At 33.6% G+C, this 22,060-nt stretch carries 20 protein-coding genes; all 20 read right to left on the bottom strand.

Annotated features, from left to right (window positions below; genetic code table 11):
• Nucleotides 1–11: 11 nt before the first annotated feature.
• Nucleotides 12–1,076: an ABC transporter substrate-binding protein gene (locus FM121_RS02550; RefSeq protein ID WP_086950588.1), complete on the bottom strand. Its 1,065-nt coding sequence runs from the start codon at nt 1,074–1,076 to the stop codon at nt 12–14.
• 19 nt (nt 1,077–1,095) lie between these two features.
• Nucleotides 1,096–2,127 (bottom strand): ABC transporter ATP-binding protein, encoded by a 1,032-nt coding sequence (locus FM121_RS02545; RefSeq protein ID WP_086950587.1) that lies wholly within the window; start codon nt 2,125–2,127, stop codon nt 1,096–1,098.
• 16 nt (nt 2,128–2,143) lie between these two features.
• Nucleotides 2,144–2,923, bottom strand: coding sequence for an ABC transporter permease (locus FM121_RS02540; RefSeq protein ID WP_086950586.1), 780 nt, complete (start codon nt 2,921–2,923; stop codon nt 2,144–2,146).
• Nucleotides 2,916–3,752, bottom strand: coding sequence for an ABC transporter permease (locus FM121_RS02535; protein ID WP_086950585.1), 837 nt, complete (start codon nt 3,750–3,752; stop codon nt 2,916–2,918). Before FM121_RS02535 ends, FM121_RS02540 begins: the two co-directional genes overlap by 8 nt.
• Before the next feature lie 165 nt (nt 3,753–3,917).
• Nucleotides 3,918–6,377 (bottom strand): heavy metal translocating P-type ATPase, encoded by a 2,460-nt coding sequence (locus FM121_RS02530; protein ID WP_086950584.1) that lies wholly within the window; start codon nt 6,375–6,377, stop codon nt 3,918–3,920.
• Nucleotides 6,378–6,392: 15 nt separating this feature from the next.
• On the bottom strand, nt 6,393–6,821 hold the full coding sequence (locus FM121_RS02525) for a CopY/TcrY family copper transport repressor (protein WP_086950583.1): 429 nt from the start codon (nt 6,819–6,821) through the stop codon (nt 6,393–6,395).
• 136 nt (nt 6,822–6,957) lie between these two features.
• Nucleotides 6,958–8,706, bottom strand: a complete 1,749-nt coding sequence (locus FM121_RS02520) for a sensor histidine kinase (RefSeq protein WP_086950582.1) — start codon at nt 8,704–8,706, stop codon at nt 6,958–6,960.
• Nucleotides 8,703–9,410, bottom strand: coding sequence for a response regulator transcription factor (locus FM121_RS02515; RefSeq protein ID WP_086950581.1), 708 nt, complete (start codon nt 9,408–9,410; stop codon nt 8,703–8,705). The genes FM121_RS02520 and FM121_RS02515 overlap by 4 nt, the downstream gene beginning before the upstream one ends.
• A 70-nt stretch (nt 9,411–9,480) precedes the next feature.
• A complete protein-coding gene (locus tag FM121_RS02510; protein ID WP_086950580.1) occupies nt 9,481–10,374 on the bottom strand; it encodes a phosphate ABC transporter substrate-binding protein PstS family protein in 894 nt (297 codons plus the stop codon).
• Between the two features lie 416 nt (nt 10,375–10,790).
• A complete protein-coding gene (gene clpX / locus FM121_RS02505; protein WP_086950579.1) occupies nt 10,791–12,041 on the bottom strand; it encodes an ATP-dependent Clp protease ATP-binding subunit ClpX in 1,251 nt (416 codons plus the stop codon).
• Nucleotides 12,042–12,192: 151 nt separating this feature from the next.
• Nucleotides 12,193–13,476, bottom strand: coding sequence for a trigger factor (tig, locus tag FM121_RS02500; RefSeq protein WP_086950578.1), 1,284 nt, complete (start codon nt 13,474–13,476; stop codon nt 12,193–12,195).
• Between the two features lie 102 nt (nt 13,477–13,578).
• Entirely contained in the window at nt 13,579–14,514 is a 936-nt protein-coding gene (locus FM121_RS02495; protein WP_086950577.1) for a hypothetical protein, read from the bottom strand.
• A 132-nt stretch (nt 14,515–14,646) separates the two neighbouring features.
• Entirely contained in the window at nt 14,647–14,880 is a 234-nt protein-coding gene (locus FM121_RS02490; protein ID WP_086950576.1) for a YkuJ family protein, read from the bottom strand.
• Between the two features lie 98 nt (nt 14,881–14,978).
• Nucleotides 14,979–15,893 (bottom strand): NAD(P)-dependent oxidoreductase, encoded by a 915-nt coding sequence (locus FM121_RS02485; protein ID WP_256958398.1) that lies wholly within the window; start codon nt 15,891–15,893, stop codon nt 14,979–14,981.
• Between the two features lie 20 nt (nt 15,894–15,913).
• Nucleotides 15,914–16,948 (bottom strand): lysylphosphatidylglycerol synthase transmembrane domain-containing protein, encoded by a 1,035-nt coding sequence (locus tag FM121_RS02480; protein WP_086950574.1) that lies wholly within the window; start codon nt 16,946–16,948, stop codon nt 15,914–15,916.
• Nucleotides 16,941–18,173 carry a glycosyltransferase family 4 protein gene (locus FM121_RS02475; protein WP_086950573.1) on the bottom strand — a complete coding sequence of 411 codons (1,233 nt, stop codon included), beginning with the start codon at nt 18,171–18,173 and terminating at the stop codon, nt 16,941–16,943. Before FM121_RS02475 ends, FM121_RS02480 begins: the two co-directional genes overlap by 8 nt.
• Before the next feature lie 16 nt (nt 18,174–18,189).
• Nucleotides 18,190–19,212, bottom strand: coding sequence for a glycosyltransferase family 4 protein (locus FM121_RS02470; protein ID WP_086950572.1), 1,023 nt, complete (start codon nt 19,210–19,212; stop codon nt 18,190–18,192).
• Between the two features lie 299 nt (nt 19,213–19,511).
• Nucleotides 19,512–21,236, bottom strand: coding sequence for a phosphoenolpyruvate--protein phosphotransferase (ptsP, locus tag FM121_RS02465; RefSeq protein ID WP_086950571.1), 1,725 nt, complete (start codon nt 21,234–21,236; stop codon nt 19,512–19,514).
• Nucleotides 21,236–21,502: a phosphocarrier protein HPr gene (locus FM121_RS02460; protein ID WP_086950570.1), complete on the bottom strand. Its 267-nt coding sequence runs from the start codon at nt 21,500–21,502 to the stop codon at nt 21,236–21,238. The genes ptsP and FM121_RS02460 overlap by 1 nt, the downstream gene beginning before the upstream one ends.
• Before the next feature lie 165 nt (nt 21,503–21,667).
• The gene (locus FM121_RS02455; RefSeq protein ID WP_086950569.1) at nt 21,668–21,856 is read right to left on the bottom strand and encodes a hypothetical protein; all 189 of its coding nucleotides are present in this window, start codon (nt 21,854–21,856) and stop codon (nt 21,668–21,670) included.
• Nucleotides 21,857–22,060 lie beyond the last annotated feature (204 nt).

Genomic DNA, 22,060 nt, shown 5'->3' with positions numbered 1-22,060 from the left:
ACCTCTTTTTCTTATTGATTCATGATTTTGTTCCACTCGTCTAACCAAGCAGCTAAATTTTCATTTACAAAATTAAAATCAACCATTTTCGCGCGTTCAGCTACTTCGCCGTATGTTTTATTGCCTTGTTCTTCTTTTGATAAAGTTACTTTTTTGTTTGTTGGGCCTTCATTTAAAGATAAAGCTTTTGTTTTTTGGTTTTCTTCACTAATTCTAAAGTTAACAAAATCATACGCTAATTCTTTATTTTTAGCTTCTTTAGGAACATTGACTGTGTTATAGTTAGCATACGTTCCAGATGCTGGCACCATGTATTCTAAACTCTCTGATGATGATTTAATAATATCCACAGCAAAATCAGCCACCACTGCCACTTCAATTTCCCCAGCTTGGAACATGTTAGCTAAGTCTGAAGATTTTGTATAAGTTTTAACCACGTTGGGTTTTAATTTTTCCATCTCAGCAAAGGCTGCTTTTCCTTTATCAGATGTAATCTCTGTCTTGGCGTGCTCGCTTGCTACATATAACATTAACGGACCTGCTGTTGTTGAAATATCCGGCACTGAGATTTTACCTTTTAAAGCTGGATCCCATAAATCATCCCAACTCTTGATTTCTTTGCCCACTTTTTCTTTATCATAGATAATACCGATACTGTTAACAGCGATTGGTACACCACCGCCATTGTCAAAAACTTCTTTAGCGCCATCTGTTAAATCAGCTAAGTTAGGCACTTCTTTTTCAGTTAATTTTTCAAACATATCCGAAGTATTACCTTCTGTTGAATTTGCTTGAGCTAACTCAATAATATCAATATCAGCTTTTTTATTGTTTTTAAGTTTTGTGAAACGATCAGAACTGTTTCCTAAATCCAATGTCACTTTAGTTGAACTTTCTTTCTCGAATGGGTTAATGATATCTTTTTTAACAATGTCTTCACTTAAACCAAACGTTGAAACGACCATTGTATTGTCAGCTTTCTTACTACTTTCTTTTTTAACGTTAACGTCACTGTTTCCACAAGCTGTTAATGCTAATAATGCTACGGCTGATACGGCTAATAAACTTTTTTTCATGATGTTAAAAATCCCCTATCTATTTTTTTAATAAAATAATTTTTTCTTTTGGAAAATCTAATCTTAATTCTTGCTTCACTTCATAAATCTGTTGGTCATCACCATTAACAAGCAACGTTCCAATTTCCGTTTTGACTTCATATTGATAGTTCTTACCTAAGAATGTTCTAACTAGAACTTCCCCCTTAACACTACCCTGTTCTGAAATCATAATATCCTCTGGTCTAATTGTTGCCATTATTTCTCCAGTTAATTCCTCGTAACGAACTGAACTAGCTAATTTAACTCCAGATTCTGTGGTTATTTCTTGTCCATCACTCATCACTTTAAAGAAATTTTCAAAACCAATAAAGCGCGCAACAAATTCTGTTTTAGGGTATCTATAAATCATCTCTGGTGTATCATATTGTTCAATCACACCTTGATTCATAATGGCTACTCGGTCTGAAATCGAGAAACACTCTTCCTGATCATGAGTCACAAAAACAGTAGTAATTCCTAATTTTTGTTGAATACGTTTAATTTCAATTCGCATAGCCACTCGTAACTTGGCATCTAGGTTGCTTAGTGGCTCGTCAAGTAATAATAAGTCAGGCTCAATCACTAAAGCACGAGCTAAAGCTACACGTTGTCTTTGCCCACCTGATAGTTGTTTAGGATATCTTTTACCAAAATCATCTAATCCACAAGCATGAAGCATCTCTTCAACTTTTTGAACCACAACATCTTTTTTTTCTTTTCGTAAATTCAAACCAAATGCAACATTTTCTGCCACAGTTAAATGTGGAAACAGTGCATAACTCTGAAAAACCATTCCAAAATGACGTTTATGCACAGGCACTTGAGTTAACTCTTGATTATTCACTATAAACTCACCACTATTTGGCTTAATTAAGCCTGCAATTACACGAAGCGTTGTCGTTTTTCCACACCCACTAGGACCAAGTAAAGAAACTAATTCGCCTTTTTCCATAGAAATATTTAACTCTTTTAAGATAGATTGTTTACCATCATAGCTCACATCAATATCTTTTAAATTAACAAATGACACTCTCATCTCTCCTTAACTATGATATGGAAGCAAGTCCCAACGTTTTTTCAATAACGATCATCATCACAACCGTTAATAACATGATAATCACAGACAATGCTGACACTGTGGGATCATAATTGTATTCCATAAAACTTAATATTGATGTTGGCAACATGTTAACCCCAGGTCCTGATAGAAACATTGACACTGGGACATTATTAAATGAATTAACAAAAGCTAACATAAACGAAGCAAATATTCCTGATGAAATATTAGGTAAAACTATTTTAATGAACGCTTCTTGTCTGGTACAACCTAATGTCCACGCTGCTTCTTCAACTGACACATCCATTTGTTCTAAACTTGAACCCACTACTCGAATGATATAAGGCAAACTGATTAAAAAATGACCAATCAGAAGACCTAAGAATACAGGTAATCCCAACACAATAACAATCCATTGAAATAAAATATAACCCACAACAATCCCTGGTATAATCGTTGGTGATAAGAAAAAGCTTTTAAACTGACTTTTCCCCGTAATATGATAGCGACTTAACACATAAGAAATTGGGACTCCAATAATTAACGCTAGTAACGTTGCTAAAATACCAATCGTTAAACTTAATTTAAATCCTGAAATAAAACTTTCTGTTTGAAAAACATTTAAATACCAATCTAAAGTAAAGCCTTTTATTGGAAATTTAATTGCAGATTCCGTCCCAAAAGAAGTGACAATAATTAAGAAAAGTGGTAGAAATAAAAAGGCAAATACTAAAATAGCAATGAAGGTCATTCCTTTTTGTTTACGCATGTTGTTCTGATCTCCTATCTACTTTTTTAGCTAACCAATTCAATCCGCTCATTACAAAGAGTGTAGTCACAATCATAATAAAGGCTAAAATACTTGCTTGAGTCCAATCTCCTAATGTATTGGCTTTTTGATAAAGTAAGGTTGAGAGAACCATTTTTTGGTTACCACCTAATAATTGTGGTGTTGTGTAAGCCGTCAGTGTTCCAGTAAAAACAAGAATACTTCCTACAATCGTTCCTGGAATAGACAATGGTAAAATAATTTTTCTAAAGGCTGTAAAGGGGTGAGCACCTAATGTTTCTGCTGCTTCCAGCATTTCAGGTTCAATACTTTCCATTACACCAACTAAAGTCATAATCATCGTTGGTAAAAATAAATAGACTGAACCAATAACAATCGCAAATTCTGAATAGAGTAAATTTATCGGTTGATCAATCAGATGTATTTTCAACAAAAATGAATTAATAATTCCGTTTTTCCCTAAAATATTAATCCAAGCAAAACTTCGAATAACTGAATTCGTCAATAACGGAAATAGAGTCATCGCCATCAATAGACCCTTCCATTTCTTACTAACCCCCGCAATAAAATACGCTGTTGGAATCCCTAATAAAACACAGATTACCATTACTACAACTGAAATCCGAATGGTTCTAAAAAAAACTGATTGATTATAAGGATCCTTTAAAAAAGATACATAATGATTAAAACTCAAGCTTCCTTCAGTCATAAATGTTGGGAAAAGACTTGAAATCAAAGGGATAATCATAAAAAATAAAACTAAAATAGTACCTGTTAATAAAAACAAATACGGAACTTTTTTACTCATCTTCTAACTCCTCGTTCGTTTTTTACTCAACAAAGTATATATTACATTATAAATAAAATCAATACATTAAATGTTTTTGTTTCTAAAATAGTTCGTATTTAGAATGATGGATAAAAAAAAGGCTTAGAAAACAGTTGTTTCCTAAGTCTTTTCTATATTTGTAGTTTATTTACTTGGTTTAAATCTTTTTAATCTTAAGGCGTTTAATAATACTGATACCGAACTAAAACTCATTGCTGCTCCTGCAATCATCGGATTTAATAATGGACCACCGAATAAGTAAAGCACACCCATCGCTACTGGAATACCTAACGTATTATAAGCAAATGCCCAGAATAGGTTTTCTTTGATATTCTTAATTGTTGCATGGCTTAACTCAATGGCAGTCGGAACATCCATTAGATCACTTCTCATAAGAACGATATCTGCTGATTCCATTGCCACATCTGTTCCAGAACCAATTGCAATTCCGATATCAGCTTGAGCAAGAGCTGGGGCATCGTTGATACCATCCCCTACCATCGCCACTTTTTTACCTTCTTTTTGTAATTTTTTCACTTCATTGGCTTTGTCTTCAGGTAATACATCGCTTAAGACACGATCAATACCCACTTGCTTAGCAATAGCTTCAGCTGTTCGTCTGTTATCTCCAGTAATCATGGCAACTTCGATTCCCATACGATGTAGTTTATCAATCGCTTTGATACTACTTGGTTTAATCGTATCAGCTACGGCAATAATACCAAGCAATTCTGATCCGTTAGAAATGTACATCGGTGTTTTACCTTCTTGCGCTAATTGATTAGAACGTTCCTCAAATTCACCCAATGTAACATTTCTTTGATTCATCAATTTTTTATTTCCTAAGATAAGCATTTGACCTTCAATTGTTACTTCAATTCCATGACCAGGAATGGCTTCAAAAGAATCAAGTGGTGATAATGTTAAATTCTTTTCTGCTGCGGCTTGAACAATCGCTTCACCTAAAGGATGTTCAGATCCTTTTTCGGCAGCTGCTGATAAAGCTAACAACTTGTCTTCTGCCAAACTAGCCGCCACAACAATATCAGTCACTACTGGTTTACCTTCTGTAATGGTTCCTGTTTTATCAAAAACAATTGTTTTAATTTTATGAGTTGTTTCTAAAGCATCCCCACTCTTAATAAGAACACCGTTCTCAGCTCCTTTACCTGTTCCAACCATAATAGCAGTTGGTGTCGCTAAACCTAACGCACAAGGACACGCAATAACTAAAACTGAAATTGTAATCGTTAAAGCAAAAATCCAAGACTCTTGACCTAAGAAGAACCAAGCAAGACCAGCTAAAATAGCTAATACAATAACAATTGGTACAAAGACTCCTGATACCTTGTCAGCTAATTGGGCAATCGGAGCTTTTGATCCTTGCGCGTCCTCCACTAATTTGATAATTTGAGAAAGAGTTGTATCTTTTCCAACTTTTGTTGCTTCAAACTGGAACGATCCATTTTTATTAATACTAGCACCAATAACTTTATCGCCTGCTTTTTTTTCAACTGGCATACTTTCTCCAGTAATCATTGCTTCATCCACTGCACTTGTACCGGAAACAATCACACCATCCACAGGAATTTTTTCACCTGGTTTAACCACAATGATATCGCCTGTTTTTACTTCATCTACAGAAATTTCAACTTCTTTACCTTCTCTAATAATAATCGCTGTTTTTGGCGCCAATCCCATTAATTTCTTAATAGCTTCTGACGTCTTACCTTTAGAAACAGCTTCAAAATATTTACCTAACGTAATCAAAGCTAAAATAACGGCAGCTGATTCATAGTATAAATTCATAACAAAGTGTTCACTACCTAATAGTGTCATAATTGTTCCATATAAACTATATAAAAAGGCAGCACTTGTACCTAAAGCGACTAAGGAATCCATATTAGGATGACCTTTAAATAATGCTTTGAATCCTACAATAAAGAACTGACGACCAATAATCACAACTGGTAGGGCTAAGATTAATTGAAGTAGAGCAAATCTTTCTGGATACACCATTGGTTGGATCATTTCTGGAAGTGGCAAGCCAACCATCTCTCCCATGGCTATGTATAAAAGCGGTACAGTTAACACAGCCGATTGCCAAAAACGTCGCCACATGTCTTTAATATGTTTCTCTTTTTTAGCTTTATCAAGATCTGCTTGCGCTTCTTGATCTAAACTTTCTTTAGCATGATAACCGGCATTTTCTACAGCTGCTACAATATCAGCAGCTGATAACTTATCCTCTTCATAATCTACTGTCATTTTTTCTGTTGCTAAATTTACATTAACCGTTTTTATTCCTTCTAATTTGCCCACAACTTTTTCAATTGTTTGAGCACATGAAGCACAGGTCATCCCATCAATATCATATTGTTTATGGGACGTTTCCATCACTAAATGATAACCAGCATCCTCTACTGCTTTGGCAATAGTTTCATCACTTAATTCTTTTGCATCATAAGTCATGCTTAATTTTTCTGTCGCTAAGTTAACGTTTGCTTCCACCACACCTGGTAATTTACTGGTTACTTTTTCAATCGTTTGAGCACATGAGGCACAAGTCATTCCCTCAATTTTAAAATTATTTTTATCTGTCATTTTCCTTCTCCTTTCTTAACAAAGACATTGTCCTGGGATACAGTTACATGGGACAACTTCTGGCGCATCCTCTTTCTTTTTGTTAAGAATCATTTCTATTGCTTCGATATCTTTTGTGCTTAACGTTTTTCTTTCAATCATTTCAGCTAGCATACTTCCTACTTTACGATCACAAATCTTATCTAATAATTCATTACCAGCTGTTTTAATTGCTTTTTGTTCTGAGACAACGGCACGATAGATAAATTGCTTTCCTTCTTTTCGAGTCTCTAGATATTTTTTTGTTACTAATCGTGATAATAACGTTTTAACTGTTGATGGTTTCCATTCCATTTTTTTCTCTAGGATATCAATTACTTCTGTACTAGTTGTTTCATTTTTTGTCCAAACAACACGCATGATTTCCCATTCGGCATCTGTAATTAATTCTATGTTTTTTGTCATTTTTATCGCTCCTTTTTGCTTGTTTTGTTATTTGATAAACCTATCATATCTTTACAATCTACAATTGTCAACAATTAAGTTTTAAAAAAACGAATCACTTTTTTAGTCGACTCGTTTCTATTGATTATTCTTTTATTCACTCGTTAGATTCAATCGGTACTCTCACAATCACCGTTGTTCCTTCACCTAGGTCGCTCGATAGCTTCACAACTCCACCTAGTATCTCTGCATAGTGTTGAACAATTGACAAGCCTAAACCAGAACCACCAGTATTCCTCTGACGTGATTGGCTCACGCGATAAAATCTTTCGAAGATTCTTTTTCGATCATCCTCAGATATTCCTACACCAGTATCTTCAATCGAAAAGATTAATTCGTTATCCATTTCTTTTAAATAAATAAAAATACTATCTTCATTCCTTGTATATTCCACTGCATTTTCAAGTAAATTTTTGACAATCAACTGAAAAGCATTGCCAGGTAACTGAATTTCTCTCTTAATCGTACTATCAAAGGTAATTTTTAATTTTTTTTGACTAATCTTATATTGATAACGCTCAAGCTCTTCTTCAATCACTGTTTCTGGATGACTCACCACAGTATCTAACATATATATATCTTTTTCTGTTTTTAACAACATCATGATATTTTGGATTAAAACTAATAATCGTTGCCCTTCACTTTCTATAATTTTAAGAAATTCTTCCGAAGCTTCTGGGTCATCTTTAGCACCAGAAAGAAGTGTCTCAGCAAAACCAATAATTGATGTCGTTGGTGTTTTTAACTCATGGGAAATATTACTAATAAAATCTTCATGCACTTTTTCAATTTGTTTCACATCGGTTACATCGTAGATAATACCTACATACTCAGTTGTACTCGATTCTAAAATACGAATAATCACATTTAAATCATGCTGCTTAGGTTGTTTGATTCTTACATCACCTTGTACTTGCTTTTTACTAGATACAGCTTCTTTAATTAATTGATTCATTTTAGTATGGTTAAACCAAGAGTCAAAAGATTCCTGCTTTCTTTTCTTAGTAAATAGATTTTCTGTCACACTATTGGCTAAAACCAACTCCAAATTTTCATTTAAAATAAAGATTCCGATATCTAAATTCTCAAAAAGAAAAGCAAGTTTTTCTTCATTTTGTAATTGCTTATAATACAAAAGATTGGCTTCATCCATTAATTTATACACAGTTTGATACAACTCCTGCCATTCATCTGGGGCGTCAACTACAGTTTGTTTTTTTTCTGGATTTTGAATAGCATTCCGTAAAATAGGTAGTATGAATTGGATTGGTTGCTGATTCTGTTTTAAAATATAAAAGTACATTGACAAAATAATCAGACCTATAATTAATAGAACTAAAAAAACTTTCCACTGGAACTGTCTTAGGGATTGGGTAATACCAGTGTAACGCTCTGATAGCCTTAAAACTCCCACTAACTCTTGATCTACGTATATTCCTTTGGCAACGTAAATCATTTTGTCATTGATCGTCTGACTATCTCTAATCGAGTAACCTTGTGTTTTATGCTCCTCTAAAATTTCACGAATCTCAGGGCGATGTTCTCTTGTTCCTTTGGCTAATTTTTCATGAGAAGAGTCATAGAGAATAACTCCTTTTTCATCTAGAATCGTTAGTCTCTCATTTGTTCCAATACTTTGATCAAGCTTATTATCATTTATTATCAGTTGACTATCCTTCAGTAAAAAAGGAGTCAAAATATCAATCTCACTTAGTAGTTTTTCTTTTTGTTCATTCAAAACTTCTGCTTTAAAAAAATAGGTGGTGTACAATCCACCACCTACTAATAATAGAACAACTAAGCTAATAATAACACGGGGCGTTATTAGTTTTGCCTTTTGGCTCATGCGTCTATCTCCTGGAATTTATAACCAAAGCCTCGGATTGTTTTTATATACTGAGGTTTTTTAGGATCTACTTCAATTTTTTCTCGTAAATGGCTCACATGGATATCCACAGTTCTCGATAAATGATACATCTCATCTTGCCAGATAGATGTCATGAGTTCGTCACGACCAATAATCCGATTTTGACGTTTCATAAAATAAATTAAAAGCTCAAACTCTTTTTTAGTAAAGTTTAATTCTTCGCCATTTTTAGTCACGCGGTAGTCTTTTGGATAAGCAATCAATTCACCGACACTAATTTTTTCAGATAAATTTGATTCAGGATTTTTGTTACCTTTCAAGTCTAAACGCCGTTCTACAGCGCGAATCCTTGCGATTAATTCCCTTGGGCTAAATGGTTTCGTTAAATAATCATCTGCTCCCACTTCTAAGCCAACAATTTTATCTACCGTCTCATCTTTAGCTGTTAGCATTAAAATTGGGGTATTAATCTGCTCTTTTCTTAAATACTTCGTAATGTCTAAGCCATTCACTTTCGGTAACATTAAGTCTAATATAATAAAATCATAATTGTCAGTCATGCCTAACGTAATGGCTTCTTCTCCATCATGACAAACATCTACAGTAAAATTTTCTTTTTCTAAGTTATACTTTAAAAGTGTCGTAATCGATACTTCATCATCTACTACTAAAACTTTTTTCATTCAAAAAACACGTCCTTTCTAGTAGTCATTAATCTCTTACACTATACCATAGAAAGGCCGTGCTTATTAATTATTTGATATTTCCTTTTATGTCTCTTTCAACCTTCATATCAGAAATTGCAATGTAACCCAATTCTTTTATAACATTCTTTTGAACGTCATCACTCTTCATATATTCAACAAAAGTTGTTGCTTCTTTTTTCCCATCTTTTTGTGTATACATATGTTCATAAGCCCAAATTTTCCATGAATTATCCACAACTTTTTCATCTTTTGGTTCAACGCCATCAATTGATAATCCTTGAATAGAATCATCAATATAAGAGAAGGCTAAATAACTAATAGCACCTGGCGTCTCAGCAACGATTTTACGCACCGTTCCTGAAGAATCCTGTTCTTGTCCTTTAGCAGGCTCTTCTCCATCTAATCCCCACTGTTCAAAAGTTGCGCGTGTTCCACTCCCTGCCGCACGATTGATGATTTCAATTTTTTGATCTTTCCCCCCAACTTCTTTCCAGTTGGTAATTTTTCCAGTGAAGATACCTTTTAATTGATCTTTTGTAATATCTTTCACACCTGTTTCTTTATTAATAACTGGTGCCACACCTACAACTGCAATTCGATGATCTTCTATTTTAGAAGCATCAATCCCATCTTTCTCCTCAGCATAAACATCTGAATTACCGATATCCACAGCGCCACTAGAAACTTGTGTTAAGCCAGTTCCACTTCCTCCTCCTTGAACTGTAATTGTATAATTAGGATTATCGGTCATATATATTTCGGCTACTTTTTCCACTAACGGTTGTAGCGCAGTTGAACCTACAGAAGTAATTTCGACTTTTTCATTAGAGTTGGTCTTTTTACTTTCACCTGTTGAACTTTTTGTATCACTACCTCCACCACACGCTGCTAATGTAAATAAAATACCGACTGTTGTTAACGATAATAAGATTTTTTTCATGGTTGTAATAACTCCTTTAGTTTTTTGACTACACACAGAGTGTAACAACCAAATGTAAATTCTATTCCCTAGATAGTGTAAAAAATAAGTAAAAAGAACTTTTGTTAGCTTTTCCTCTTAAAAAGCTGTCAAATAAGCGTAAACTTCATGACAAGGAGATGTTAGATGTAAAAAGAATGTAAATTTTAGCAAAAATAGGCAGACTCAAAATGAGTCTGCCTATTTTCTATATGAATTATTTTTAATTTCTTCCAGTTGCTTGGAGTTAAACGCCATTTTCACCACTCTGATATAGTCCGGGTTCAAATGGCAGCCCCTTCGGCAACTTCAGAACCTAAAATTAATTCTAAAACCGTGAATTATTTTTAGGTTCTTCCAGTTGCTTGGAGCAAAACGCCATTTTCACCACTCTGATATTAACTGACTTTTTTAGTCTTCAATTCTGGTTCGCCTTCACCAATAACAGCTTCTTTTGTGATAACTACTTTTTCCACGTCTTCACGCGTTGGAATTTCGTACATCACATTCATCATCACATGTTCAATAATTGATCTCAAGCCACGAGCTCCTGTATCACGCTCAATAGCTTGGTTAGCAATCGCATTTAAAGAACCTGGTGTAAATTCAAGCGTCACTTCATCTAATGACAATAGTTTTTTGTATTGTTTTGTTAAGGCATTTTTAGGTTCAGTTAAGATACGAACCAAATCTTCTTCTGTTAGTTTTTCAAGAGAAGCAATGACTGGTAATCGTCCAATAAATTCAGGGATTAAACCAAATTTCAATAGATCTTCTGGAATAATTTGAGACATGATACTTTTTTCTTCATCACGTTTTTTATTATTTAAACCAAAACCAATTACTTTTTCACCTAAACGTTCTTTTACAATCGTTTCAATTCCTGCAAAAGCTCCACCAACAATAAATAAAATCTCAGTTGTATCAATCTGGATTAGTTCTTGTTGTGGGTGTTTACGTCCTCCTTGAGGTGGAACACTTGCAACAGTACCTTCTAATATTTTTAGTAAGGCTTGTTGAACGCCTTCCCCAGAAACATCACGTGTAATTGAAACATTTTCACTTTTACGAGCAATTTTATCGATTTCATCAATATAAATAATGCCACGTTGGGCTTTTTCAACATTGAAATCAGCGGCTTGTAGAAGTTTTAAGAGAATATTCTCTACGTCTTCACCTACATAACCTGCTTCTGTTAAACTTGTCGCATCTGCAATAGCAAAAGGAACATTCAATGTCTTGGCTAAAGTTTGAGCTAAGAATGTTTTACCTGATCCAGTTGGACCAATCAAACAAATATTGCTCTTTTGAAGCTCAATTTCATCATTAATTTCTTCTGGCATTTCAACTGACATTTGTTGAACTCGCTTATAGTGATTATAAACTGCCACTGACAAGACGCGTTTTGCTCTATCTTGACCAATCACATAGTCATTTAAAATTTCCAAAATTTCTTTTGGTTTTAATACATTTATTAAATCTGATGCAATCTCATCTTGGATTTCTTCATCGATGATTTCTTTACATAAATCAATACATTCATTACATATATAGACACCAGGACCAGCTACTAATTTTTTTACTTCATCTTGTGATTTACCACAAAAAGAACAACGAACTTCATTATTCTCATCTGTATTATCGTACATATGCTTCCCTCCTGTTAAACAAAGACCTTGCTTTCTAGTACTTATCTTCCATCGACATATATTCTAACACAACATTATTTTAGATGCATTAAATAAGCAGTGATTAAAAAAGACGGAGTAACTAGACCCCGTCCTTTTCTAAGCAATAAAATTAAGCTTCTTTAACAGTTGATGTAATAGAATCTACGGCACGTTTCATTTTAATATCATGTGCTAACATGTCATTATTTAATGCACCACGTACAGCATTTTCATCCATTCCATACTGTTCTGCTAAATCTTTAATTTCTGCCTCAATATCAGCATCTGTTACTTCATGTTTTTCAGCAGCCACGATTGCTTCAATCACTAAGTTAGTCTTAGTTCTTGTTTCGGCTTCACCTTCAAATTGTTCGTGTAGATCTTGTTCTGTTGTACCCGTCATTTGGTAGTATAACTCTGGTGAAATACCTTGTTGTTGCATATTTCCTAAGAATTCATTCATACCACGGTGAACTTCGTCATGTACCATAACGTGTGGTAATTCAACGATTTCAGCATTTTCAACAGCTAATGCAATAGCTGCTTCTTCAATAGCGTTTGTCGCTGCTTCTTCTTTAGCTGTTGTTAATTCAGCTTTAATTTTTTCTTTTAATTCTGCTAATGTTTCAACTTCTTCGTCGATATCTTTAGCAAATTCGTCGTCTAAAGCTGGTAATTCTTTCGCTTTAACTTCATGTACTTTCACTTTAAATACTGCTTCTTGACCAGCTAAGTCTTCTGCTTGGTATTCTTCAGGGAAAGTTACTGTTACGTCTAATTCGTCATTAGCTTTTGTTCCAACTAATTGCTCTTCAAAGCCTGGAATGAATGAAGAAGAACCTAATTCTAATGAATAGTTTTCACCTTTTCCACCTTCAAAGGCAACATCACCTGTGAAACCTTCAAAATCAATGACAACAGTATCGCCATTTTCAGCAGCTGCGTCTTCTTTGATAACTAATTCAGCTTGACTTGCTTGTTTTTGTGCTAAGTTTTCTTCAACATCAGCATCTGTTACTTCACGGTCTTGTTTAGGTACTGTTAAGTTTTTGTACTCACCTAATTTAACTTCAGGTTTTACAGTAACTTCAGCTGTAATAGTCCATGCTTGTCCTTTTTCCATGCTAAGTACATCAATTTTTGGTTGTGAAACTGGGTCAATTCCAGCTTCTTCAATTGCTAAACCATAAACTTCTGGTAATACGTGATTTAAAGCATCTTCAAACAATGCTTCTTCACCGTACATTTGGTTAAACATTTGGCGTGACACTTTTCCTTTACGGAATCCTGGTACACTGATATTTTTCTTCACTTTGTTAAAGGCTGCTTTTAAGCCCTCTTCGATTTTATCTTCGGCAACTTCAAATGTTAAAAGACCATCATTAGTTCCTTTTTTTTCCCATTTTGTAGACATAATTATTGTCCCTCCGATTATCTATTTTTCATAGTTTTAGTTTCCAACATACCATACAATCTTACACTAAAGGTCATTATTTGTAAACATTTTTCCCTTTAATTACTCGTGAAACAAAAGTGAATTCATCACTTGTTCTTCTATTTTTTGTTGCTGGCTCAAAATTTCTTTTAAATCTTCTTTCACAGCTTCTTTTTCAAAAGAATACTCGCTTTTTTTTAAGTAGCTATCTACCCATTTTTCTGCCGGTTGCATCTCTTCTATCTCAAAAGGATACAAGCAACCTAAGTGTAATTTCACTTCACTCGTTACAACTTCTTTTAAAGATGGATCCGAATTTTCAAAGTATTCAATAATTTGATTTAGTACTTGATTTTCTTCATACATCTTTTTTAAAGGAAGGTGATGATTAGGAATGAACGTTCTAATTTTTCCATCCCAAGTTACTGTGTTAAACGGTTCGTTTATATCTAATTGTGTGAGTTGATTAATTAATTCACTTTTTATCAAAAAAGAGATTTTATTGTCAAGGAGCATATTTTTAGCAAGTTCCATAAAACGCTCTTTAGGTAAATAGTATATTTTTTTTAAAAATTCAGGTTGCCGAACAGGTGTTACGTTACTTATATCGGCTAATTCTTTTTCATTTTCTAGTATTTTTCTTTCATTTATTGTTAATTCATACTCTTTAGTAACTTTATATTTTTTTTCCCATTCAGTTTTTTTAAAACTTGGTGTTACAATTAAAAATTTCTCGATTTCTAAAAGTAATTTCGTTTTAACTAACAAATTAAAATATATTTCTTGATACTCTTCTTTCAAAAGAAATTCAGCTTTTTTTTCACTCATCACTTGGTAAGCTTCATAATACAGTTCTAAAGCCATCAAAGATTTTGTTAAATAAACATTAGCTTTGATATCATCCTTTAAATTATAAGCTTCCTCAAAGTGTTCTCTAGCTACCTCATATTCATTTTCTTCAAAAGATTGCTTACCTAGTATCATGTGTCGCTCAAATAACTCTGGCATTTCAATCATAAGTTCACCTTTTCTTTATAAAATCAGTTTTTTTCTACCTAATTATTAATAAAAAAAGAGACTGACATTTTAGTCAACCTCTTTTATTTTTAGCAAAACTGATTGTTTTTTCAATCAATATTACAATTTTTCTTAATCTTGTAATAACTCAAATATTTCTAATGCTACTAAATCAATATCATCGAATTGATACACTTGTTGAGAACCTGATTCTGTTAACTCGAACATTTCGTTGCTGCTATCAAATGTTACGATGCATCGCTCTTGTCCTTCACGTTCAAAACGACGTACTTGAACCTCGCTGTCTTCAGCCTCTACCATTGCGCTCAATCTTTTTAAGATTGCAGTTAGTTGCGAACTTTTCATAGAGCTAGCCTCCTTCAAATTTCTTCTGCTTTATTGTAACAGAAAGTGAGGTAACATGCATCGAAAATCTGTTTTTTTTTCATTATTTTAAAAAAAAGTTATTCGTGCCACCAAAGTTTGATCAGTGCTTGTGTTCCATCATTTTCAAAACCTTGCTCTATCAACAGATTATAAAGATTTCTAGCTTCTTTAGTTGCTGGTAGATTTATATTCATTTTTTCAGCTTCTTCTAATGCAATATTAAGGTCTTTTACAAAATGTTTAACAAAAAAACCTGCCGAATAATCTTCCCTTAAAATTCTAGGTGCATAATTTGTTAATGACCAGTTAGCTGCGCTACCTCCGCCAACTGTATCCAGCACTTTTTCAACATCTAAATTGGCCGCTTTTGCATATACAAGAAGTTCGGTCATGCCAGTCATCGTTCCAGCAATCATAATTTGATTAGCCATCTTAGTGTGTTGGCCACTACCAGCCCCGCCTTGTAGGTTTACTTTACCACTAAAAATAGTAAGAATTGCTTCGACTTGATTAAAAATTGCTTGATCTCCACCAACCATTGTTGTTAAAGTGCCGTTTTTTGCTCCTAAATCACCACCAGAAACAGGAGCATCTAAACTATCTCCTCCTAATTCTTTAGCTGTTTCTGCAATTTTTTGAGCTAAAGAAGGTGTGCTTGTTGTCATATCAATCAAAATTTTTCCTTTAATATCTGCTTTAAGAATTCCTGATTCTCCGTAATAAATACCTTCAACATCTTTAGGAAAACCAACCATACTAAAAATCACATCACTTACTTCTGTCACTTTTTTAGGTGTATCTTGCCAATTAGCTCCTAGTGCAACTAAAGAATCTGTTTTGCTTTTCGTACGATTGTAAACAGTGACCTCATAATTTGCATTTAACAGATGCTTAACGATTGATGCTCCCATAACGCCAGTTCCGATAAAACCAATTTTCTTCATTTTTATCCACCTCTTTGTATTAGTACTTCTATTATAACAATCACTGATAAATAATAAAGAGCCTAATACTAAGTATCAGACTCAACGGATTTATTTTTAGGTAGATCAGGTTTTACCATTAAAGCGACTAAACCTAAAAGAATTCCCATGTAATAGGTAACGATTCTCCATAAAAAAATAGCTAGAACTAACTTGCTTTTGACAACAACAAAAGTCCCAAATAATAAGGTGAAACTGTATTCTGCTCCACCAGCTCCTCCTGGAATAGGAAAAAGAGAGATGATCATAATAATAAATGCGTGAAACACAATTACTTTCAGGATGTTAACATCTTCTGTATTTAATGCGAGTAAAACGAAATAAGGTACGATATAGTAAACTAAAAGTTGTCCAATTGTTAATAAACTTGTTTTTATCATTAAATTAGTTTCATTTTTCATGTAAAGGCTATGATCATAAAAATTATCCATTTTGTTTAAAATAATTTTACGTAACTCTTCTCGTTTACGACCCAACTTAAATTTTTCTAAAATATTGAAAAAACCATTAACAATTTTTTGTGTCCCACTGTGCCAAAACATCACCATAAGCAAACAAAAAACCACAAAAAAATGAATGCCGAAACCAATCAAAATAAAGTAAGACAATCGCTCTAAATTTCCAGATACCCAGTGAAAGCCTAAGACAATGCACATAATAAAATTTACAACAATCCAAATTTGATAAATAACAAATTTCATCAACGATACAGAAGCCGAAACACCATAATCAACTCCGGACTTACCCAATGCTAAAATTTGAGCCGGTTGGCCACCAGTTGAAAAAGGTGTAATAGCATTAAATAAATGTTCGATTAACGGGATTCTAAAAGCATTCTTAAAAGAAAAATCTGGGTTACTTCGTTTTAAAAACAGCTGAATCATTTTCCCTTCAATTGCCCAATGCATTAACATGCAGATGATAGCTACTACTAACCATTGCCACTTAATTGTGATAATCTCCATATATACTTCACTAAGAGTTACCTTTCTCAGCTCATTCCAAATCACAATTCCTCCCAGAAAAAAAGCCAATCCTAAGTATATGATATTTTTCCTATTCATCAGTTACCTCGTCTGCTTTTTTAAACCCGTCAACTGAGGTAGGTTCGTTAATTGGAATATCTTTTTGATCATTTTCTAGAAGTTCATAATAAGCTCTAGTTTCTTCATAAAAAGCTGCCACTCTCTCACCAAATGCTTCACTTGAAATTTCATACAACTTACGTTTAATAAGAGCTTCATTTACCGGATGTTCTTCTTTTAAATAAGCGACTAAGGCCGATGAAAAATCTTGATTTTCCTTATAGGTTAGACCTAAACTTAAGTCATCAAATAAATCATTCAAATAATCATTGCCTTTAGCAACAACTTTTGTTTTAGCGGCCATTGCTTCAGTGTACGTTAATCCTTGAGTCTCAGAATCAGAAGCACTAACAAAAATATCTGCTGCTTGATAAATAGGAGAGATTTCTTCATTTGGAATTTCTCCCGAAAAAATAACATAGTCTTCTAATTCTAATTTAGCTACTTGTTTCTCTAAGTCTTTTTTATAAGGGCCGTCCCCCACAATTAAAAGTTTAATTTGAGGTACTTTAGCAACCACATCAGGTAAACCATCAAGAATTGTTTGAATATTTTTCTCATAAGAAATCCGACTAACTGAAAGTAAAAAAATCTCATTTTTATCGATAGCGTACTTTTCTCTAATCGCTTGTTTTTTTTCTTCTGAAACAGCTGTAAATTGAGAAATATCAATCCCTGTTGGAATGATATATTTAGGAATATCAATATCATACTCTTCTAATTTATCCACTACACGTTTACTTGGACAAATAATTCCTGATAAACTCGCTGTATATAATTTAGAAAATTGTTTCACATGAACCGGGCGGATTAACTTACCGTTCGCAATGTAATGTAGATAATCTTCATACATCGTGTGATACGTATGGACACAAGGAATATCAAGTTGCTTAGCTACTTGTTTGCCAAGTAATCCTAAACCAAATTCTGTATGAGTATGGATAATATCCAACTCTAAATCCTTCGCAACATAATAGGCATACAGCATACCTCGAACAATTAGGCGTCTTTCTTTAAAAGAAATAAAGGGTATACTTGGCATGCGAATAATTCTTGGTTCTAATTCTCTTACATTGGGGTCAGTCGTTGTGAAAATATAAACCTCATGACCTCGAGATTCTAATTCTAATTTTAGTGTTCTAATAGAAGTCGAAACTCCACTCACTTGTGGAAAATAGGTATCTGTAAAAAAACCAATCTTCACAACACTCACCTCCTTTTTATTTTTTTATACTACTAGTATAGTAATCGTACCAAATTTTAGCTACATTCTCTTCTGAGTAATATTTAGCAGACTCTTTGGATTTTTCTTTATACTCTTGTAACATCTCTGGTTTATTTTTTAATTCTGTTAAAGACTTCTGCATCTCAGCCACATTTTTTGTATCAATATACTGATTTTCAATAATCGCATGATACAAGTCTAAATCACGAAGCATCACAGGGGTTCCACAATTAAAAGCCTCTAAAATACACATAGGAAATAACTCGTTATACGAAGGCAATAAAAAAATATCCGCAATATTATAATATTTAACTAACTCATCTCGGTCAATAATCCCTGTGAATTTCAAATTTTTGGGCGGATTATCATATACTTTCTTATAACGATCATAACCATCTGTGATTTTACCAAACGAAAACCCTCCAGCCCAAACAAACTGAATATCAGGATTATCCATTGCTAATTTTATAAAATCATCTAAACCTTTACGTTGCTGAATTTGACCTGCACCTAAAATAAGAAAATCATCTTTTTGATAGTCTAATTCACTTCGCCATTGTTTTTTTTCTTCTGTTGTCATTTCATAAAAGTCTTCTGAAGACACAAAATTTGGAATATAAGTTACCTTATCCGTCTTGATTCCAGCCATTTCTAATTTTGGAATAAAAGAAGGATTCACAACAACTAATTGATCCATCCGTTTATAAAATGAGATCAAATAACGATCAAATATTTTTTGAAAAGGTGAAAAAATAGCGATACTACCTTCTAATGTTTCTGGTAAAAAATGAACGTAGCCAATTCTTACGCCTCTTCTTTTCTTAAAAAAAGTGGACATAAAAAATAAAGGATCCACTGTATGATAATGAGCGATATCTGATTTTGTATATTTATTTATCTTAATGTCAAATTCTTCAGGGAATGTTTTAGTTAACATTTTTATTAATTCTTTGTAGGCACTTCCGACGCCCTGCCCCTTTACCTTGTCAGCAGAAGAAAACATATTAATCTTCAGCAATTAATTCACTCCCTATTGATTACTATACTGAATAACGAATGCCAAAACATCCTACCACAGTCCTAGTTTGTCTTTTTATTATAGCATATTCAAAAAAATGCTAAAAAAAGAAACCACCAATCATTTTAACATGTTTTGAGTAATAATCATAAATTTATTACAAAAAACAATGATTTTTTACGAAGAATAAAAAAGGCTTGTGAGGAAAGTTTAAAAACTTCCCTCACAAGCCTGTATTTTAACAAAGGTATTACAAAAGTAGCATCAATCACTTAGATTGAACGACCTTTCTTCCACCCTTATTCTGCTGTATATTCATTAACTAAAGCCACAACTTCTTCAGCTGTATCACATTCAGTGATTGCTTTGTTAGCTAATTCAGCCATTTTAGTTGAGTCTAAACGTTTCATTAAGCTTCTAGTACGTAAAATACTAGTTGCACTCATTGAAAATTCGTCTAAACCTAAACCAACTAATAATGGAACAGCTGTTTGATCGCCGGCCATCTCACCACACATACCAGCCCATTTGCCTTCAGCATGAGCTGAGTCAACCACGTTTTTAATTAAACGTAAGATTGCAGGGTTATATGGTTGATATAGGTAAGACACGCGTTCGTTCATACGGTCTGCTGCCATTGTGTATTGAATTAAGTCATTTGTTCCGATACTGAAGAAATCAACTTCTTTAGCGAAACGATCAGCGATTACTGCTGCTGCTGGGATTTCAATCATGATACCCACTTGGATATCATCAGATACTTCCACACCATCAGCAACTAATTTAGCTTTTTCTTCCAACAACATTGCTTTTGCATCACGGAATTCTTGTAATGTAGCAATCATTGGGAACATAATACGCAAGTTACCATGAGTTGAGGCACGTAAAAGAGCACGCAACTGAGTACGGAACATTTCGTCTTCTGCTAGACAGATACGAATTGCGCGGTAACCTAAGAATGGGTTCATTTCTTCAGGGAACTTCAAGTATGGTAACTCTTTGTCTCCACCAATATCCATTGTACGAACCACAACTGGTTTACCATTCATACCTTCTAAAACTGATTTGTAAGCTTCAAATTGATCATCTTCACTAGGGAAATCTGGTGAGTCCATGTATAGGAATTCTGTACGGTATAAACCAACAGCTTCGCCACCATGTCCATTAACACCTTCTAAATCTTTAGGTGTACCAATATTTCCAGCTAATTCAAAATGTTTACCATCAGCCGTTACAGTTTGAGCATTTTTTAATTTATCCCATTCAGCTTTAAGATCTGCGAAAGCTTTTGCTTTTGCTTCAAATTCAGCTACTTCTTCAGTTGTTGGGTTAACTGTAACAATACCTTCACTACCATCTAAGGCTAACATATCGCCTTCTGAGACAGCTTCTGTAATGTCTTTAGTTCCAACTACTGCTGGGATTTCTAATGAACGAGCCATGATAGCTGAGTGAGAGGTACGTCCACCAATGTTAGTAACAAAGGCTTGAACAAAATTACGATCTAACTGAGCAGTATCACTTGGTGTTAAATCTTCAGCAACAATGATAACTTTTTCGTCAATCATTGATAAGTCTGGCAACTTAACGCCTACTAAATGACTCATCACACGTTTCATTACATCTTTAATATCTGCAGCACGTTCTTGCATATATGGATTATCTACCATACCTTCAAACATACCAACAAACATATCTGTTACTTCTTTAAGTGCTGACTCTGCGTTGACTTGGTTATCTTTGATGTTACCTTCAATAGCTCCAACTAATTCTGGATCTGAAAGGACCATCAAATGAGCATCAAATACTTGTGCTTCTTCTTCACCTAAACTTTTAACAGCTTTGTTACGAATTGCTTGTAACTCAGTTGTTGATTGTTTCAATGCATCAGAAAGACGAGCAATTTCTTGATCGACATTATCAGTTGATTTTTTCTCAAATGATAAGTCTGGCTCAACTAAAAGATAAGCTTTTGCAACCGCAATGCCATCACTAACGGCAATACCTTTTAATTGTTTAGTCATTATTCTGATAAACCTTCTTTTTTCATTGTTTCTTCGATTGCTGCGATTGCTTCTACTTCGTCAGCACCTTCAGCAGAAATAGTTACGTCAGCACCTTGACCAACGCCTAAAGACATAACGCCCATGATTGATTTCAAGTTAACTGATTTGCCTTTATATTCTAAGTTAATATCTGAACTGAATTTACTTGCAGTTTGTACCAATAAAGTTGCTGGACGTGCGTGGATACCTGTGTCTGCTACTACGTGAAATTCTTTTTTTTCCATAATTAATCATTCTCCTTCAATTATCTGAAATGTGTTTTTTTAGATTATAAAATGATAGCGATTCACTAAAATTTTATAACCCTTTCAATGATAAAGAATACCATGTTTTACTAACTGTGACAACTTTTTTCATTCAAGTTATTATCTGAACTTGAAAGCTCTAAATTATTTTTCGCTTTCTTTTCTGTAAATAACCTTGCCTCCTAAAATTGCTTCTCCTATAATTTTATCTTTTTCTGGATGGTTTAGCCAAGCATCTCTAAATAAAAAGAAATCTTCTTTTTCTACGTAAATCTCTTCAATCTTTTCTGTAAGTAAATTTTCTATTAAATCAATATAATTTTTTTCTTCCATAATAATTGATATTCACCTACTTCCATTCGTTTTAGGTATTCACTCTTTTGTTAAATAATTATAGCTTAATTTCTTCTTCTATTCAAAATCACCTCACCTTCAGAAGTTCAATCTCTTGATAAAAAGTAAGTAAATAAGTTATAATTACTTAAAGGTCAAAAAAGGTCAATCAGATTTTTGACTTTATTTATCAAGTTAGGAGAG

This window comes from Vagococcus fluvialis bH819 (genome assembly GCF_900163795.1).
Classification (GTDB): Bacteria; Bacillota; Bacilli; order Lactobacillales; family Vagococcaceae; genus Vagococcus; species Vagococcus fluvialis_A.
The sequence above is the reverse complement of the archived record's forward strand: the minus strand, read 5'-3'. Positions and strand labels throughout refer to the sequence as shown.

Excerpts from the sequence above, each read along its gene's own strand:
- FM121_RS02480 (WP_086950574.1), bottom strand. The coding sequence starts at position 16,948 with ATGAATAGGAAAAATATCATATACTTAGGATTGGCTTTTTTTCTGGGA.
- FM121_RS02550 (WP_086950588.1), bottom strand. The coding sequence starts at position 1,076 with ATGAAAAAAAGTTTATTAGCCGTATCAGCCGTAGCATTATTAGCATTA.
- FM121_RS02455 (WP_086950569.1), bottom strand. The coding sequence starts at position 21,856 with ATGGAAGAAAAAAATTATATTGATTTAATAGAAAATTTACTTACAGAA.
- ptsP (WP_086950571.1), bottom strand. The coding sequence starts at position 21,236 with ATGACTAAACAATTAAAAGGTATTGCCGTTAGTGATGGCATTGCGGTT.
- FM121_RS02525 (WP_086950583.1), bottom strand. The coding sequence starts at position 6,821 with ATGACAAAAAACATAGAATTAATTACAGATGCCGAATGGGAAATCATG.
- clpX (WP_086950579.1), bottom strand. The coding sequence starts at position 12,041 with ATGTACGATAATACAGATGAGAATAATGAAGTTCGTTGTTCTTTTTGT.
- FM121_RS02515 (WP_086950581.1), bottom strand. The coding sequence starts at position 9,410 with ATGAAAAAAGTTTTAGTAGTAGATGATGAAGTATCGATTACGACACTT.
- tig (WP_086950578.1), bottom strand. The coding sequence starts at position 13,476 with ATGTCTACAAAATGGGAAAAAAAAGGAACTAATGATGGTCTTTTAACA.
- FM121_RS02495 (WP_086950577.1), bottom strand. The coding sequence starts at position 14,514 with ATGATTGAAATGCCAGAGTTATTTGAGCGACACATGATACTAGGTAAG.
- FM121_RS02490 (WP_086950576.1), bottom strand. The coding sequence starts at position 14,880 with ATGAAAAGTTCGCAACTAACTGCAATCTTAAAAAGATTGAGCGCAATG.
- FM121_RS02530 (WP_086950584.1), bottom strand. The coding sequence starts at position 6,377 with ATGACAGATAAAAATAATTTTAAAATTGAGGGAATGACTTGTGCCTCA.
- FM121_RS02535 (WP_086950585.1), bottom strand. The coding sequence starts at position 3,752 with ATGAGTAAAAAAGTTCCGTATTTGTTTTTATTAACAGGTACTATTTTA.
- FM121_RS02510 (WP_086950580.1), bottom strand. The coding sequence starts at position 10,374 with ATGAAAAAAATCTTATTATCGTTAACAACAGTCGGTATTTTATTTACA.
- FM121_RS02540 (WP_086950586.1), bottom strand. The coding sequence starts at position 2,923 with ATGCGTAAACAAAAAGGAATGACCTTCATTGCTATTTTAGTATTTGCC.
- FM121_RS02460 (WP_086950570.1), bottom strand. The coding sequence starts at position 21,502 with ATGGAAAAAAAAGAATTTCACGTAGTAGCAGACACAGGTATCCACGCA.
- FM121_RS02520 (WP_086950582.1), bottom strand. The coding sequence starts at position 8,706 with ATGAGCCAAAAGGCAAAACTAATAACGCCCCGTGTTATTATTAGCTTA.